This is a genomic window from Ramlibacter tataouinensis (assembly GCF_027941915.1).
Taxonomy (GTDB): domain Bacteria; phylum Pseudomonadota; class Gammaproteobacteria; order Burkholderiales; family Burkholderiaceae_C; genus Ramlibacter; species Ramlibacter tataouinensis_C.
The window spans coordinates 4,282,638-4,297,129 of record NZ_CP116009.1; the positions used below are offsets into that span (position 1 = coordinate 4,282,638).

Annotated in this window: 13 protein-coding genes; 10 read left to right on the top strand and 3 right to left on the bottom strand. The window is 68.2% G+C overall.

The window, feature by feature from the left end; all coding sequences use genetic code 11:
- The first annotated feature begins 86 nt into the window (after positions 1-86).
- From PE066_RS20595 to PE066_RS20610, 4 genes are read left to right on the top strand one after another with little or no spacing between them, the layout of a single operon-like run.
- Positions 87-1,910: an FAD-dependent oxidoreductase gene (locus PE066_RS20595; RefSeq protein ID WP_271234385.1), complete on the top strand. Its 1,824-nt coding sequence runs from the start codon at positions 87-89 to the stop codon at positions 1,908-1,910.
- Positions 1,907-3,760: a 2-oxoacid:acceptor oxidoreductase subunit alpha gene (locus tag PE066_RS20600; RefSeq protein WP_271234386.1), complete on the top strand. Its 1,854-nt coding sequence runs from the start codon at positions 1,907-1,909 to the stop codon at positions 3,758-3,760. Before PE066_RS20595 ends, PE066_RS20600 begins: the two co-directional genes overlap by 4 nt.
- Positions 3,757-4,812 (top strand): 2-oxoacid:ferredoxin oxidoreductase subunit beta, encoded by a 1,056-nt coding sequence (locus PE066_RS20605; protein ID WP_271234387.1) that lies wholly within the window; start codon positions 3,757-3,759, stop codon positions 4,810-4,812. Before PE066_RS20600 ends, PE066_RS20605 begins: the two co-directional genes overlap by 4 nt.
- Positions 4,813-4,854: 42 nt before the next feature.
- Complete coding sequence (locus PE066_RS20610; protein WP_271234388.1) at positions 4,855-5,295, top strand: CBS domain-containing protein; 441 nt, start codon at positions 4,855-4,857, stop codon at positions 5,293-5,295.
- Positions 5,296-5,304: 9 nt separating this feature from the next.
- On the opposite strand, the gene rsxB is transcribed toward PE066_RS20610, so the two are convergent.
- From rsxB to PE066_RS20625, 3 genes are all read right to left on the bottom strand, one after another.
- Positions 5,305-5,961 carry an electron transport complex subunit RsxB gene (gene rsxB, locus PE066_RS20615; RefSeq protein ID WP_271234389.1) on the bottom strand — a complete coding sequence of 219 codons (657 nt, stop codon included), beginning with the start codon at positions 5,959-5,961 and terminating at the stop codon, positions 5,305-5,307.
- Entirely contained in the window at positions 5,958-7,301 is a 1,344-nt protein-coding gene (locus PE066_RS20620) for a polyhydroxyalkanoate depolymerase (RefSeq protein ID WP_271234390.1), read from the bottom strand. The genes rsxB and PE066_RS20620 overlap by 4 nt, the downstream gene beginning before the upstream one ends.
- 213 nt (positions 7,302-7,514) lie before the next feature.
- On the bottom strand, positions 7,515-8,714 hold the full coding sequence (locus PE066_RS20625; protein WP_271234391.1) for an amino acid aminotransferase: 1,200 nt from the start codon (positions 8,712-8,714) through the stop codon (positions 7,515-7,517).
- Positions 8,715-8,825: 111 nt separating this feature from the next.
- On the opposite strand from PE066_RS20625, the gene uvrB reads away from it, so the two are divergent.
- The 6 genes from uvrB to hscB all read left to right on the top strand — a co-directional run bounded on the left by uvrB (position 8,826) and on the right by hscB (position 14,485).
- The gene (gene uvrB / locus PE066_RS20630) at positions 8,826-10,928 is read left to right on the top strand and encodes an excinuclease ABC subunit UvrB (protein WP_271234392.1); all 2,103 of its coding nucleotides are present in this window, start codon (positions 8,826-8,828) and stop codon (positions 10,926-10,928) included.
- A gap of 268 nt (positions 10,929-11,196) precedes the next feature.
- The gene (iscR, locus tag PE066_RS20635; protein ID WP_271234393.1) at positions 11,197-11,730 is read left to right on the top strand and encodes a Fe-S cluster assembly transcriptional regulator IscR; all 534 of its coding nucleotides are present in this window, start codon (positions 11,197-11,199) and stop codon (positions 11,728-11,730) included.
- 97 nt (positions 11,731-11,827) lie between these two features.
- Positions 11,828-13,054: an IscS subfamily cysteine desulfurase gene (locus tag PE066_RS20640; RefSeq protein WP_271234394.1), complete on the top strand. Its 1,227-nt coding sequence runs from the start codon at positions 11,828-11,830 to the stop codon at positions 13,052-13,054.
- A gap of 76 nt (positions 13,055-13,130) precedes the next feature.
- Entirely contained in the window at positions 13,131-13,517 is a 387-nt protein-coding gene (gene iscU, locus PE066_RS20645) for a Fe-S cluster assembly scaffold IscU (protein ID WP_271234395.1), read from the top strand.
- Between the two features lie 51 nt (positions 13,518-13,568).
- A complete protein-coding gene (iscA, locus tag PE066_RS20650; protein WP_271234396.1) occupies positions 13,569-13,892 on the top strand; it encodes an iron-sulfur cluster assembly protein IscA in 324 nt (107 codons plus the stop codon).
- A gap of 74 nt (positions 13,893-13,966) precedes the next feature.
- Positions 13,967-14,485 (top strand): Fe-S protein assembly co-chaperone HscB, encoded by a 519-nt coding sequence (gene hscB / locus PE066_RS20655; RefSeq protein ID WP_271234397.1) that lies wholly within the window; start codon positions 13,967-13,969, stop codon positions 14,483-14,485.
- The last annotated feature ends 7 nt before the right edge of the window (positions 14,486-14,492 follow it).

Consider the following 14,492-nt stretch of genomic DNA (forward strand, 5'->3'; position numbering starts at 1 on the left):
CGCGAGCATAGTCGGGGGAAGGGGCCCGCGGTCCCTTCCCGGCAGGGCTGCAAGGCGCTGGCGGGCATCGCAAAGGAGCCTCAGCCTTGCAGCGAACCGACACCGCCAATCCGGCCTACTTCCACAAGGTCGTCGATTGCCAGTACGCCTGTCCCGCCCACACCCCCGTTCCCGAGTACATCCGGCTGATCGCCCAGGGTCGCTACGACGACGCCTACATGGTCAACTGGGTGTCGAACGTCTTTCCCGGCATCCTGGGCCGTACCTGCGACCGGCCCTGTGAGCCGGCCTGCCGGCGCAGCCGGGTCGAGCAGGCGCAGGCCCAGCAGCCGGAGCCGGTGGCGATCTGCCGGCTCAAGCGCGTCACGGCCGACTTCAAGAACGACGTGCGCGGCCGCATGCCCAAGGCCGGGCCGCGCAACGGCAAGCGCATCGCCTGCGTGGGGGCCGGTCCGGCGTCGCTGACGGTGGCGCGCGACCTGGCGCCGCTGGGCTACGAGGTCACGATCTTCGACGGCGAGGCCAAGGCGGGCGGCTTCATGTGGACCCAGATTCCCCGGTTCCGCCTCCCCGAGTCGGTGATCGACGAGGAGACCGGCTACATCCTCGACATGGGCGTGCGGTTCGAGCCGGGCCGGCGCATCGACTCGATGAAGGCGCTGCTGGCCCGGGACTACGACGCCATCTTCGTCGGCTGCGGCGCCCCGCGCGGGCGCGACCTCGACCTCCCCGGCCGGCGCGAGGCGGCCGGCCAGATCCACATCGGCATCGAATGGCTGGCCTCGGTGTCCTTCGGGCACGTCAAGAAGATCGGCCAGCGCGTGATCGTGCTGGGCGGCGGCAACACCGCCATGGACTGCTGCCGCTCGGCCCGGCGGCTGGGCGGCGAGGACGTCAAGGTCATCGTGCGCAGCGGTTTCGAGGAGATGAAGGCGTCGCCCTGGGAGAAGGAGGACGCCATGCACGAGGGCATCCCCATCCTCAACTACCACGTGCCCAAGGCCTTCATGCACGAGGGCGGGCGGCTGACCGGCATGACGTTCGAGATCGTCAAGGCCGACTATGACGCCAAGGGCCGCCGCAGCCTGGTGCCCACCGGCGACCCGGACGTCTTCTTCGCATGCGACGAGGTGCTGGTGGCGGTGGGGCAGGAGAATGCCTTCCCCTGGATCGAGCGCGATTGCGGCATTGCGTTCGACGAGGGCGGCCTGCCGAAGCTGTTCAAGGACAGCTTCCAGTCCAGCCTGCCAAGAGTCTTCTTCGGCGGCGATGCGGCCTACGGGCCCAAGAACATCATCACCGCGGTGGCGCACGGCCATGAGGCGGCCGTGTCCATCGACCGCTTCCTCAACGGACTGGACACCGCCACGCGCCCGGCGCCGATGACCAACCTGATGTCCCAGAAGATGGGCATCCACGAGTGGAGCTACGACAACGACACCTCGCTGGATGCGCGCTACAAGGTTCCGTGGGCCAAGGCGGCCCAGGCGCTGGCCAGCATCAAGGTCGAGGTGGAACTGGGCTTCGACGCGGCCACTGCCTTCAAGGAGGCGCAGCGCTGCCTCAACTGCGACGTGCAGACCGTCTTCGCCGAGAGCGCCTGCATCGAGTGCGACGCCTGCGTCGACATCTGCCCGATGGACTGCATCACCTTCACCGAGGACGGCGAGGAGGGCGAGTTGCGCCGGCGGCTCAAGGCGCCGGCGCTGAACCTGGCGCAGGACCTGTACGTCGCCGGCCCGCTCAAGACCGGCCGCATCATGGTCAAGGACGAGGACGTCTGCCTGCACTGCGGCCTGTGCGCCGAGCGCTGCCCGACCGGCGCCTGGGACATGCAGAAGTTCCTGCTCAACACCACGCAGGCCGGGCCGCGCGCCCGCAGCGCCACGCCGGGGAGGGTTGCCGCATGAAGCCGATCGAAGCCGTCAACGACTTCGTCGTCAAGTTCGCCAACGTCAACGGCTCGGGGTCGGCCTCGGCCAACGAGCTGTTCGCCAAGGCCATCCTGCGCATGGGCGTGCCGGTCAGCCCGCGCAACATCTTCCCCAGCAACATCCAGGGCCTGCCCACCTGGTACGAGGTGCGGGTCAGCGAGGCCGGCTGGCTGGGCCGGCGCGGCGGCATCGACATGATGGTGGCGATGAACCCGCAGACCTGGGACACCGACGTCGCCGAGCTGGAGCCGGGCGGCTACCTGTTCTACGACAGCACGCGGCCGCTGCCGCCCTCGAAGTTCCGGCCCGACATCCAGGTGATCGGCATGCCGCTCACCGAGATCTGCAACGCGGTCTACAGCGACCCGCGCCAGCGCCAGCTGTTCAAGAACATCGTCTATGTCGGCGCGTTGTCGGTGCTGCTGGAGATCGAGCCGCAGGTGATCGAGAAGCTGTTCGGCGAGCAGTACCGCGGCAAGGAGAAGCTGCTGGCTTCCAACGTGCAGGCGCTGCACCTGGGCCGCGACTTCGCGCACGAGCACCTGAAGGGGCCGCTGGGCATCCGGGTGCGCCGGGCCGACCAGGTAGGCGACCGCATCTTCATCGACGGCAACAGCGCGGCCGCGCTGGGCTGCGTCTACGGCGGTGCCACGGTGGCGGCCTGGTACCCGATCACGCCCTCGTCCTCGGTGGCCGAGGCGTTCCAGAAGTACTGCTCGAGGTACCGGATCGATCCGGCGACCGGGCAGAACCGCTTCGCCATCGTGCAGGCCGAGGACGAGATCGCCTCCATCGGCATGGTGGTGGGCGCCGGCTGGAACGGCGCGCGGGCGTTCACCGCCACCTCGGGACCGGGCGTGTCGCTGATGACCGAGTTCATCGGGCTGGCGTACTTCGCCGAGATCCCGGTCACCATCATCAACGTGCAGCGCGGCGGCCCTTCCACCGGCATGCCCACCCGCACCCAGCAGGCCGACCTGCTGTCCTGCGCCTACGCCTCGCACGGCGATACCAGGCACGTGCTGCTGTTCCCGGAGGATCCGCACGAGTGCTTCGAGCACGCGGCGGCGGCGCTGGACCTGGCGGACCGGCTGCAGACGCCGGTGTTCGTGATGACCGACCTGGACATCGGCATGAACCAGCGCCTGTGCCGCCCGTTCGCCTGGGAGGAAGGCCGGGCCTACGACCGCGGCAAGGTGATGACGGCGCAGGAGCTGGAGGCCGGCAAGGACTTCGGCCGCTACAAGGACGTGGACGGCGACGGCATTCCCTGGCGCACCCTGCCGGGCACGCACCCGACCCGCGGCAGCTACTTCACCCGCGGCACCACGCGCGACCCCTATGCGCGCTACTCCGAGCGCGGCCCCGACTACATCTACAACGTCGAACGGCTGCTGCGCAAGTTCCGCACGGCGGCGACGCTGGTGCCGCAGCCGCTGCTGCGGATCGCGTCGCAGCCGACCCGGCTGGGGGTGCTGTACTTCGGCTCGACCAGCCCGGCCATGGCCGAGGCGCTGGGGGCGCTGGAAGAGGAGGGCGTGCACCTGGACGCCATGCGCCTGCGCGCGTTCCCGTTCCCGGACAGCGTGGCGCAGTTCATCGCGGCCCACGACAAGGTGTTCGTGGTCGAGCAGAACCGCGACGCCCAAATGCGCAGCCTGCTGGTCAACGAGCTGGAGGTCGATCCGGCCCGGCTGGTCAAGGTGCTGCATTTCGACGGAACGCCGATCACCGCCCGCTTCATCACCGCCGCCATCCTGCGGCAGGTGGAGGCGATGGCGCCCAGGGCGCGCCCGAGACCCGCCGCGCAGGAGCTGCTGAAATGACCTACCTCGCCAAGCCGCCGCTGCACCACCCGACGCTGGAGAAGAACCGGGTCGGCTACACCCGGCGCGACTACGAAGGCAAGATCTCCACGCTGTGCGCCGGCTGCGGCCACGACTCGATCTCCGCCGCCATCGTGCAGGCCTGCTGGGAGCTGGACATCGAGCCGCACCGCGTGGCCAAGCTGTCGGGCATCGGCTGCAGCTCCAAGACGCCGGACTACTTCCTGGGCGCCTCGCACGGCTTCAACACCGTGCACGGCCGCATGCCCAGCGTGCTGACCGGCGCCAACCTGGCCAACCGCGACCTGCTGTACCTGGGCGTGTCGGGCGACGGCGACTCCGCCTCCATCGGCCTGGGCCAGTTCGCCCACGCCATGCGGCGCGGCGTGCGCATGGCCTACATCGTCGAGAACAACGGCGTCTACGGCCTGACCAAGGGCCAGTTCTCGGCCACGGCCGACCAGGGCTCCCGCAGCAAGAAGGGCGTGGTCAACAGCGACAGCCCGGTCGACCTGGTCGGCATGGCGCTGCAGCTGGGCGCCACCTACGTGGCCCGGGGCTTTTCCGGCAACAAGGGGCAGCTGGTGCCGCTGATCAAGGGCGCGCTCCAGCACGGCGGCGCTGCCTTCATCGACGTGATCAGCCCCTGCGTGGCCTTCAACAACCACCCGGGCAGCACCAAGAGCTACGACTACGTGCGCGAGCACAACGAGGCGGTCAGCCGCATCGACTTCATCTCGCCCGGCGCCGAGATCACGGCCGAGGCCGGGCCGGGTGAGGTGGTGGACGTGCGCCAGCACGACGACACATTGCTGCGCCTGCGCAGCCTGCACGCCGGCTACGACCCCACCGACCGCCACAAGGCCATGGCCTGCATGCAGGAGTACCAGGCCCGCGGCGAGATCGCCACCGGGCTGCTGTACGTGGATCCGCTGGCCACCGACCTGCACCTGGCGCTGAACACCAGTGCCCTGCCGCTCAACGCGCTGGGCGAAGGCGAGCTGTGCCCCGGCATCGCGGCGCTGGACAAGCTCAATGCCGCGCTGAGGTAGGCGCGCAGGCGCCAGGCGCTCGGCATCTTCGAGGAGGCGCACATGGACGAACGCACCGTCTTTCAATCCATGGCCACCCGGCACGTGGTGCGTGTCGGGCCCGAGGCCAGCGTGTTCGAGGCCGCGTGCGCCATGACGCGCACCGGCTGCAGCAGCGTGCTGGTGATGGAGCCGCCCGACGTGCTGCTGGGCATCGTCACCGAGCGCGACCTCACCACCCGCGTGCTGGCCCGCTCGATGGATCCGGCCCGCACCACCGCGCGCGAGGTGATGACCGCCAAGCCGATCTGCGTGCCGCCCGAGATGCCGGTGTCGGAGGCCGTGGTCATCATGCTGGAGCGGGGCTTCCGCCACCTGCCGGTGGTCAGCGGCACCCGCGTCATGGGCGTCTTCGCCGCCCGCGACGCCCTGCCGCGCGAGATCGGCACGGCGATGGGGATCGCGGAGTTCAACGAGCAGGTGAACGATGCGGGCGGGGGGTGACCGCGCGGCTCAGCCTTGCTGCCGCCGGGCCCGCGCCCGTGCCAGCGCCGCCTCGATGATCGCCCGCTTGCGATCGGCCTCGGCGCCTTGCGCGCCATGCGTCTGCGCCGGCAGGTCCGCCAGCTTGGCTTCGGCCTTGCGTTCCAGCCGCTCTTCGTGTTCCAGCGCCTCGCGTTGCAGGCGCTGCTGGCGCCATTCGTAACGCTCGAGCGCCTGATCCGCCTGCTCGGCGCTCCAGGCCTGCCAGCCGGTGCGCTCGCCGGTCACGTTCTCCAGCGAGATGCAGTCCACCGGGCAGGCCGGGATGCACAGCTCGCAGCCGGTGCAGTACGGCTCGATGACCGTGTGCATGCGCTTGTTCAGGCCCAGGATGGCATCGGTCGGGCAGGCCTTGATGCACAGGGTGCAGCCGATGCACCAGTTCTCGTCGATGACGGCGATGGTGCGAGGCGCTTCCACGCCGTGGGCCGGGGCCAGCGGCAACGCCGGCTGTCCCGTCAGGGCAGCCAGGCGCTCGATACCTTCGGCGCCACCGGGCGGACACTGGTTGATGCCGGCTTCGCCCGCCGCGATGGCGCGCGCGTACGACTCGCAATCAGGATAGCCGCAGCGCGTGCACTGCGTCTGCGGCAGCGCGGCGTGCAGCCGCGCCGCGAGGTCGTTCATGCTGCGGGTTCGGTTGCCGTCTTGCGGGCGGCCGCCTTGGCCGGCGCGCTGCGCTGGGCGTGGGCCAGCACCGGCCCCTCGTTGAAGCGGGCGATGAACTCGCGCACCTGCGGATAGACCGCCTCGCGCCAGCGGCGGCCGGAGAAGATGCCGTAGTGGCCGGCGCCTTTCACCTCGATGTGCTTCTGGCGCGACTTGGGCACGTTCACGCACAGCTCGTGCGCGGCGGCGGTCTGGCCGGCGCCGGAGATGTCGTCCAGCTCGCCCTCGATGGTCAGGTGGGCGGTGGTGGTGATGTCCTCCGGCCGCACCCGCTCCAGCTCGCCGTCCTCGCTGATCACGTCCCAGGTGCCGTTGACCAGGGCGTACTCCTGGAACACGGTGCGGATGGTGTCCAGGTAGTAGGCCGCATCCATGTCGAGCACGGCGTTGTACTCGTCGTAGAACTTGCGGTGTGCCTCGGCGCTGGCATCGTCACCGGCGACCAGGTGCTTGAAGAAGTCGTAGTGGCTCAGCAGGTGCCGGTCGGGGTTCATCGCCACGAAGCCGGTGTGCTGCAGGAAGCCGGGATAGACCTCGCGCCCGGCGCCCGGGAAGCTGGGCGGCACGCGGTGGATCACGTTGTTCTCGAACCACTCGTAGCTCTTGTTCATCGCCAGGTTGTTGACCGCCGTGGGTGACTTGCGGGCGTCGATCGGGCCGCCCATCATGGTCATGGTCAGCGGCGTGACTTCCCCGCGCGAGGCCATCAGCGACACCGCGGCCAGCACCGGTACGGTGGGCTGGCACACGCTGATCACGTGGCAGTTGCCGTAGGTGCCCTGCACGTAGCGGATGAACTCCTGCACGTAGGCGACGTAGTCGTCGAGGTGGAACACGCCCTGGTCGAGCGGGACCATGCGCGCGTTCTTCCAGTCGGTGATGTAGACCTTGTGGTCGGCCAGCAGGCTGCGCACCGTGTCGCGCAGCAGGGTGGCGTAGTGCCCGGACAGCGGCGCCACCACCAGCACCGTCGGCTGGGCCTTCATCTTCGCCAGCGTGGCCGGGTCGTCGGAGAAGCGCTTGAAGCGGCGCAGCTCGCAGAACGGCTTGTCGATCTCGACCACCTCGTGGATGACCACGTCGGTGTCGTCGACCTTCACGGTCTGGATGCCGAATTCGGGCTTCTCGTAGTCCTTCCAGAGCCGATGCATCAGCTCGTAGCCGGCTGACACGCGCTGGGACAGCGGCGTCTGGCCAAACGGGGTGAGCGGATCGCTGTAGAGCTTGGCCGCCGCCTGCGCGAAGTCGGCGAAGGGTTCCATCACCGCCCGTTGCGCTTCGTAGATCTGGTAGAGCATTCGGACCCCCGGATTTGTGCGATGCAATATAACAGCCCGACCGTGGCGGCGCTCATCCGTGGATACCTTAAGTGCTGCCTCAGGCACGCCTGTCCACTTCCGCACAGCTTGTCGCTTGTGCGGTGCACGATGTGACGGACTTGCGGCCGATTCCTTGTAGAACAAGCGCCTGCCGGCGGCGCAGGCGGGCCGTGGGCCGCCGCGCTGGCCGGATCAGTCGATCACGCGCGCAATCGACTGGCAGACGTAGTCGATGTTGCGGCTGTTCAGTGCCGCCACGCACATCCGTCCGGTATCGGTGCCGTAGACGCCGAATTCATTGCGCAGGCGGACCATCTGGTCCTTGCTTAGGCCCGAGTAGCTGAACATGCCGACCTGGGTGGCGATGAAGCCCATGTCCTGCTTGACGCCGGCCTCCTTGAGCTTGGAGACCATCAGCAGCCGCATCTGGCGGATGCGCTGGCGCATCTCGGCCAGCTCCTTTTCCCACAGCGAGCGCAGTTCCGGCGTGTTCAGCACGGTGGCCACCACCGTGCCGCCGTGGATCGGCGGGTTGCTGTAGTTGGTGCGGATCATGATCTTGAGCTGGCTCAGCACCCGGGCGGCTTCGTCCTTGTCCTGGCACAGCACCGACAGGGCGCCGACCCGCTCGCCGTACAGGCTGAAGCTCTTGGAGAAGGAGGTGGAGACGAAGAAGTCCTGGCCCGAGGCGACGAACTTGCCGACCACGGCGCCGTCTTCCTCGATGCCCTGGCCGAAGCCCTGGTAGGCCATGTCCAGGAAAGGCACCAGCTGGCGCGCCTTGGTGGCGGCGATCACCTGGTCCCACTGGGCCGTGGTGATGTCGTAGCCGGTCGGGTTGTGGCAGCAGGCGTGCAGCACGACGACGGTGCCGGCCGGCGCCGCGTTCAGCGCCGCCAGCATGCCGTCGAAGTCGAGGCCGCGCCGGGCCGCGTTGTAGTAGGGGTAGGCCTCGACCGTGAAGCCGGCTTGGCTGAACAGGGCCCGGTGGTTCTCCCAGCTCGGGTCGCTGATCAGCACCTTGGCGCCCGGGCTCACCTTGCGCAGGAAGTCGGCGCCGATCTTCAGCCCGCCGGTGCCGCCCAGCGCCTGCACCGTGGCGACGCGGTTGCTCTTGACGGGCTCGCTGTCGGCACCAAATACCAGGTTCTTGACGGCCGCGTCGTACGCGGCGATGCCGTCGATGGGCAGGTAGCCGCGCGCCTTGGGCGCTTCCATCATCTGCCGCTCGGCCTGCTGCACGCACTGCAGCAGGGGGAGCTTGCCGGCGTCGTCGTAGTAGACCCCGACCCCCAGGTTGACCTTGTTGGGGTTGGAATCGGCGTTGAACTGCTCGTTGAGACCCAGGATGGGGTCGCGCGGGGCCATTTCGACGGACTGGAACAACGACATGCGGAAGGATCCTTGAGCGGGTGGGGGTGGGCGCGGCGCCGGGGCATGCGTTAGGCTGTCCGGCTGCCCGCGATTTTATGCGCCCGCCCGCGCACCAGCCCTGCAGGACCCATGCCAGAGACCATTGAAGCCCCCCCGCTGCAGCAGAACGGCGAGTTCGTCCGCTTTCCCGATTCGCCGTTCGAGCTGTTCCAGCCCTACCCGCCGGCGGGCGACCAGCCGCAGGCGATTGAGCAGCTGGTGGAGGGCGTGCGCGACGGCGAGGTGTTCCAGACCCTGCTGGGCGTCACCGGCTCGGGCAAGACCTTCACCATGGCCAACGTGATCGCCCGCCTGGGGCGGCCGGCCATCGTGTTCGCGCCGAACAAGACGCTGGCGGCGCAGCTCTATTCGGAGTTCCGCGAGTTCTTCCCGAAGAACGCGGTGGAGTACTTCGTCAGCTACTACGACTACTACCAGCCCGAGGCCTACGTTCCCCAGCGCGACCTGTTCATCGAGAAGGACAGCTCGATCAACGAGCACATCGAGCAGATGCGGCTGTCGGCCACCAAGAGCGTGCTGGAGCGGCGCGACACGGTGATCGTGGCCACGGTCAGCGCCATCTACGGCATCGGCGCCCCGGAGGACTACACGCAGATGCGTTTCATCTGCCGCGTCGGCGACCGGATCGGCCAGCGCGACGTGATCAGCCAGCTGATCCGCATGCAGTACACCCGCAACGAGCACGATTTCTCGCGCGGCACCTTCCGGGTGCGCGGCGACACCATTGACGTGTTTCCCGCCGAGCACAGCGAGCTGGCGGTGCGGCTGGAGCTGTTCGACGACGAGATCGAATCGCTGCAGCTGTTCGACCCGCTCACCGGGCGCATCCGCCAGAAGGTGCCGCGCTTCACCATCTATCCGTCCAGCCACTACGTGACGCCGCGCGAGAAGGTGGTGTCGGCGGTGGAGTCGATCAAGATCGAGCTGGCGCAGCGCCTGAAGGAGCTGCTGGACGCCGGCAAGCTGGTGGAGGCGCAGCGGCTGGAGCAGCGCACCCGGTTCGACCTGGAGATGCTCAGCGAGGTCGGCCACTGCAAGGGCATCGAGAACTACACGCGGCACCTGTCGGGATCGCCCCCTGGGGCGCCGCCCTCGACGCTGACCGACTACCTGCCCAGGGACGCGCTGATGTTCCTGGACGAGAGCCACCAGATGATCGGCCAGCTGAACGCGATGTATGCCGGCGACCGCCAGCGCAAGACCACGCTGGTGGAGTACGGCTTCCGGCTGCCCTCGGCGCTGGACAACCGGCCGCTGAAGTTCGAGGAGTTCGAGGCCCGCATGCACCAGGTCGTCTTCGTTTCGGCCACGCCGGCCGACTACGAGAAGGAGCACGCCGGCAACGTGGTCGAGCAGCTGGTGCGGCCCACCGGGCTGGTCGATCCGGAGGTGGAAGTCCGTCCGGCCACGCACCAGGTCGACGACGTGCTGCAGGAGATCCGCATCCGCGCCGACAAGCACGAGCGGGTACTGATCACCACCCTGACCAAGCGCATGGCCGAGCAGCTGACCGACTACCTGGCCGACAACGGGGTCAAGGTGCGCTACATGCACAGCGACATCGACACCGTCGAGCGGGTCGAGATCCTGCGCGACTTGCGGCTGGGTGCCTTCGACGTGCTGGTGGGCATCAACCTGCTGCGCGAGGGGCTGGACATCCCCGAGGTCTCTCTGGTGGCGATCCTGGACGCCGACAAGGAGGGCTTCCTGCGCGCCGAGCGCTCGCTGATCCAGACCATCGGGCGGGCGGCGCGCAACCTGAACGGCAAGGCCATCCTGTACGCCGACAACATGACGGCGTCGATGAAGAAGGCGATCGGCGAGACCGAGCGGCGGCGGGCCCGGCAGATCGCACACAACGAGGCGCACGGCATCACGCCGCGCAGCATCCGCAAGCAGGTGCGCGACCTGATCGACGGCGTCTACAGCGAGAAGGCCAGCCGCGAGCAGGAAAAGCAGGAACTGCAGCGCGCCATGGCCGAGGAGCTGTCCGAGAAGGACATGGCCAGGGAAATCCGGCGGCTGGAAAAGCAGATGCTGGAGCACGCCCGCAACCTGGAATTCGAGAAGGCGGCCCGGGTGCGCGACCAGCTCGCGCTGCTCAAGGAGCAGGCCTTCGGCGCCTCGGGACACGACAGCGTGGCGCCCGCGCCGGGCGGGCCGGCGGCCTGAGCAGGCGCCCCGACCTCGTCCGCCAGTTCCACCCGGCGGTCGGGCCTGCGGCCGCGCCGGGAACTTACGCTGGGTTCCGGCAATCCTTAAACCCGAGCGGGGAATCAGGTTTTAGGATATACTTGACGGAAACGCTCGGGATAGAGAGCAAGAACGGCGCCTCCTGCGCCGGCTGGCCGGCGCAGACGCCGGGATTCGAGGTGGGAGCAGGCTGCGGCAACGATGTTGCTTCGGTGCAGCACCCACGACAAGCAACAAGGAGGTTGCCATGCGTCTCACGACCAAGGGCCGCTTTGCGGTCACCGCCATGATCGATCTGGCCCTGCGCCAGAACAACGGTCCCGTCACGCTGGCGGCGATCAGTCAGCGCCAGCAGATTTCGCTGTCCTATCTGGAGCAGCTGTTCGGCAAGCTGCGCCGGCATGAGCTGGTGGAGTCCACCCGCGGGCCGGGTGGCGGCTACACGCTGGGCCGCAAGGCGGCCGACATCACCGTGGCCGACATCATCGTGTCGGTCGACGAGCCGATCGACGCCACGCAGTGCGGCGGCAAGGAAAATTGCAGCGACGGCAGCCGGTGCATGACGCACGAGCTGTGGGCGCAGCTGAACCAGCGCATGGTCGAATTCCTGGATTCGGTCACGCTGCAGAAGCTGGTCGACGAGCAACTGGCCAAGGGCATCCAGATCGAGGACAAGCCGGCCGTCAAGCGTGCCATTTCCAGCACCCCGGTGGTCAAGCCGATCCGGGTGAACGCGCCCAACTCGGTGTTCGCGCTGGGTAGCATGTCGCCGGCGAAGTAACGAACAAACAGAGAGAATTTCTCAGTGCCCATCGATTCCCCGCGAGCCGGCCTGCGTGCCGGCCGCGACGGAGTTGACAAGATTCCTGATTGCCTGCATGGACATGACCCCCCATCTCCCGATCTACATGGACTACGGCGCCACCACGCCGGTCGACCCGCGCGTGGTGGACGCCATGATTCCCTGGCTGCGCGAACACTTCGGCAACCCCGCGTCGCGTAGCCACGCCTGGGGCTGGGAGGCGGAAGCCGCGGTCGAGAAGGCGCGCGAGCAGGTGGCCGAGCTGATCGGCGCCGACCCGCGCGAGATCGTCTGGACCTCCGGCGCGACCGAGTCGGACAACCTGGCGATCAAGGGCGCCGCGCAGTTCTACAAGACGCGCGGCAAGCACCTGGTGTCGGTCAAGACCGAGCACAAGGCGGTGCTGGACACCCTGCGCGAGCTGGAGCGCCAGGGCTTCGAGGTCACCTACCTCGACGTGCAGGAAGACGGCCTGCTGGACCTGGACGCGTTCAAGGCCGCGCTGCGGCCCGACACCATCCTGGCCAGCGTCATGCTGGTCAACAACGAGATCGGCGTGGTCCAGGACATCGCCGCCATCGGCGCAATCTGCCGCGACAAGGGCATCGTCTTCCATGTCGATGCGGCGCAGGCTACCGGCAAGGTGGAGATCGACGTCAAGGCGCTGCCGGTGGATTTGATGAGCCTGGCATCGCACAAGAGCTACGGGCCCAAGGGCATCGGCGCGCTCTACGTGCGCCGCAAGCCGCGCGTGCGGCTGGAAGCGCAGATGCACGGCGGCGGCCATGAGCGAGGCCTGCGCTCGGGCACGCTGCCCACCCACCAGATCGTGGGCATGGGCGAGGCCTTCCGCATCGCCCGCGAGGAGATGGCACAGGACAACGCCAAGGCGCGCGCCTTGCAGCAGCGCATGCTCGACGGGCTGAAGGACATCGAGCAGGTGTTCATCAACGGCAGCCTGGAGCCGGGCAAGCGGGTGGCGCAGAACCTGAACATGAGCTTCAACTTCGTCGAGGGCGAGTCGCTGATCATGGGCATCAAGGGCCTGGCGGTGTCGTCCGGCTCGGCCTGCACGTCGGCTTCGCTGGAGCCCAGCTACGTGCTGCGCGCGCTGGGCCGCAGCGACGAGCTGGCCCACAGCAGCCTGCGCATGACCATCGGCCGCTTCACGACCGAGCAGGAGATCGACTACGCGGTGGCCACCATCCGCACGAACGTGGCCCGGCTGCGCGAGCTTAGCCCGCTCTGGGAGATGTACCAGGAGGGCGTCGACCTCAGCACCATCCAGTGGGCAGCGCACTGAATGGCCCCATCGGTCATGAGGCAGTGACCCACGCGAGAGACTCGGGGCTGTTGAGAGTACGGAAGGAAAAGGATAGATGGCTTATTCGGACAAGGTCGTGGACCACTACGAGAACCCGCGCAACGTGGGCTCGTTCGACAAGGGCGACCAGTCGGTCGGCACCGGCATGGTGGGCGCGCCGGCCTGCGGCGACGTGATGAAGCTGCAGATCAAGGTCAACCCGGCCACCGGCGTGATCGAGGATGCCCGCTTCAAGACCTACGGCTGCGGCTCGGCCATCGCGTCGAGCTCGCTGGTGACCGAGTGGGTCAAGGGCAAGACGCTGGACGAGGCGGCGGCGCTGAAGAACAGCCAGATCGCCGAGGAACTGGCGCTGCCGCCGGTGAAGATCCACTGCTCAATCCTGGCCGAGGACGCGATCAAGGCTGCGGTGGACGACTACCGCAAGAAGCACGCGCATTGAACCCTTTTTCGGCGCTGCCACCGAAGGCGGCGCCGGCAGACGAGCAAGACCATGGCAGTGACATTGACCGAAGCCGCCGCGCGCCACGTGCAGCGCTACCTGGGCAAGCGCGGCAAGGGCGTGGGCGTGCGGCTGGGCGTGAAGACCACCGGCTGCTCCGGGCTGGCCTACAAGCTCGAGTACGTGGATGAGGCGGCGCCGGAAGACGTCGTGTTCGAGCAGCACGGCGTCAGAGTGCTGATCGACCCCAAGAGCCTGGCCTACATCGACGGCACCGAGCTGGACTTCGTTCGCGAGGGCCTGAACGAGGGCTTCCGCTTCAACAACCCGAACGAGCGCGACCGCTGCGGTTGCGGCGAGTCGTTCCGGGTGTGAGGGTCGACTCGACGCCCCAGGACCCGAAGACCCCCGCCGGGCGCAGTGAGCCCGAAGGGCGGGCGCGGGGGCACATGGACATCTCCGATACCGATTTCGCGCTGTTCGGCCTGCCCGAGCAGTTCGCGCAGGATCGCACGGCCATCGAAGCGCGCTGGAAGGAACTGCAGCGCGAAGCCCACCCCGACCGGTTCGCCGCGCAGGGCGCCGCTGCCCAGCGCGTGGCGATGCAGTGGTCGGTGCGCATCAACGAAGCCCACCAGCGGCTGAAGAACCCGCTGCGGCGAGCCGCCTACCTGTGCGAGCTGCGCGGCGCCGCCATCGATGCCGAGCGCAACACGGCCATGCCGGCGCAGTTCCTGCACGAGCAGATCGAGTGGCGCGAGGCGCTGGACGAAGCTTCGTCCGAAGCCGAGCTGGATGCCCTGGTCGCGCGACTGGAGCGGGCGCGATCGGGCGTGCTGACCGAGGTGGAGCGGCTGCTCGACCAGGCCGGCGACTCCGCTGGCGCCGCGCAGCAGGTGCGAGCCCTGATGTTCCTGGAGCGTTTTGCGCACGCCGTCGAAGCGCGATTCGATCAACTGGGACAATAGAAAGCTG

What these genes read in the sequence shown, in the direction of transcription:
- PE066_RS20600 (WP_271234386.1), top strand. Translation starts at nt 1,907, where the DNA reads ATGAAGCCGATCGAAGCCGTCAACGACTTCGTCGTCAAGTTCGCCAAC.
- PE066_RS20605 (WP_271234387.1), top strand. Translation starts at nt 3,757, where the DNA reads ATGACCTACCTCGCCAAGCCGCCGCTGCACCACCCGACGCTGGAGAAG.
- PE066_RS20610 (WP_271234388.1), top strand. Translation starts at nt 4,855, where the DNA reads ATGGACGAACGCACCGTCTTTCAATCCATGGCCACCCGGCACGTGGTG.
- rsxB (WP_271234389.1), bottom strand. Translation starts at nt 5,961, where the DNA reads ATGAACGACCTCGCGGCGCGGCTGCACGCCGCGCTGCCGCAGACGCAG.
- PE066_RS20620 (WP_271234390.1), bottom strand. Translation starts at nt 7,301, where the DNA reads ATGCTCTACCAGATCTACGAAGCGCAACGGGCGGTGATGGAACCCTTC.
- PE066_RS20625 (WP_271234391.1), bottom strand. Translation starts at nt 8,714, where the DNA reads ATGTCGTTGTTCCAGTCCGTCGAAATGGCCCCGCGCGACCCCATCCTG.
- uvrB (WP_271234392.1), top strand. Translation starts at nt 8,826, where the DNA reads ATGCCAGAGACCATTGAAGCCCCCCCGCTGCAGCAGAACGGCGAGTTC.
- iscR (WP_271234393.1), top strand. Translation starts at nt 11,197, where the DNA reads ATGCGTCTCACGACCAAGGGCCGCTTTGCGGTCACCGCCATGATCGAT.
- PE066_RS20640 (WP_271234394.1), top strand. Translation starts at nt 11,828, where the DNA reads ATGGACATGACCCCCCATCTCCCGATCTACATGGACTACGGCGCCACC.
- iscU (WP_271234395.1), top strand. Translation starts at nt 13,131, where the DNA reads ATGGCTTATTCGGACAAGGTCGTGGACCACTACGAGAACCCGCGCAAC.
- iscA (WP_271234396.1), top strand. Translation starts at nt 13,569, where the DNA reads ATGGCAGTGACATTGACCGAAGCCGCCGCGCGCCACGTGCAGCGCTAC.
- hscB (WP_271234397.1), top strand. Translation starts at nt 13,967, where the DNA reads ATGGACATCTCCGATACCGATTTCGCGCTGTTCGGCCTGCCCGAGCAG.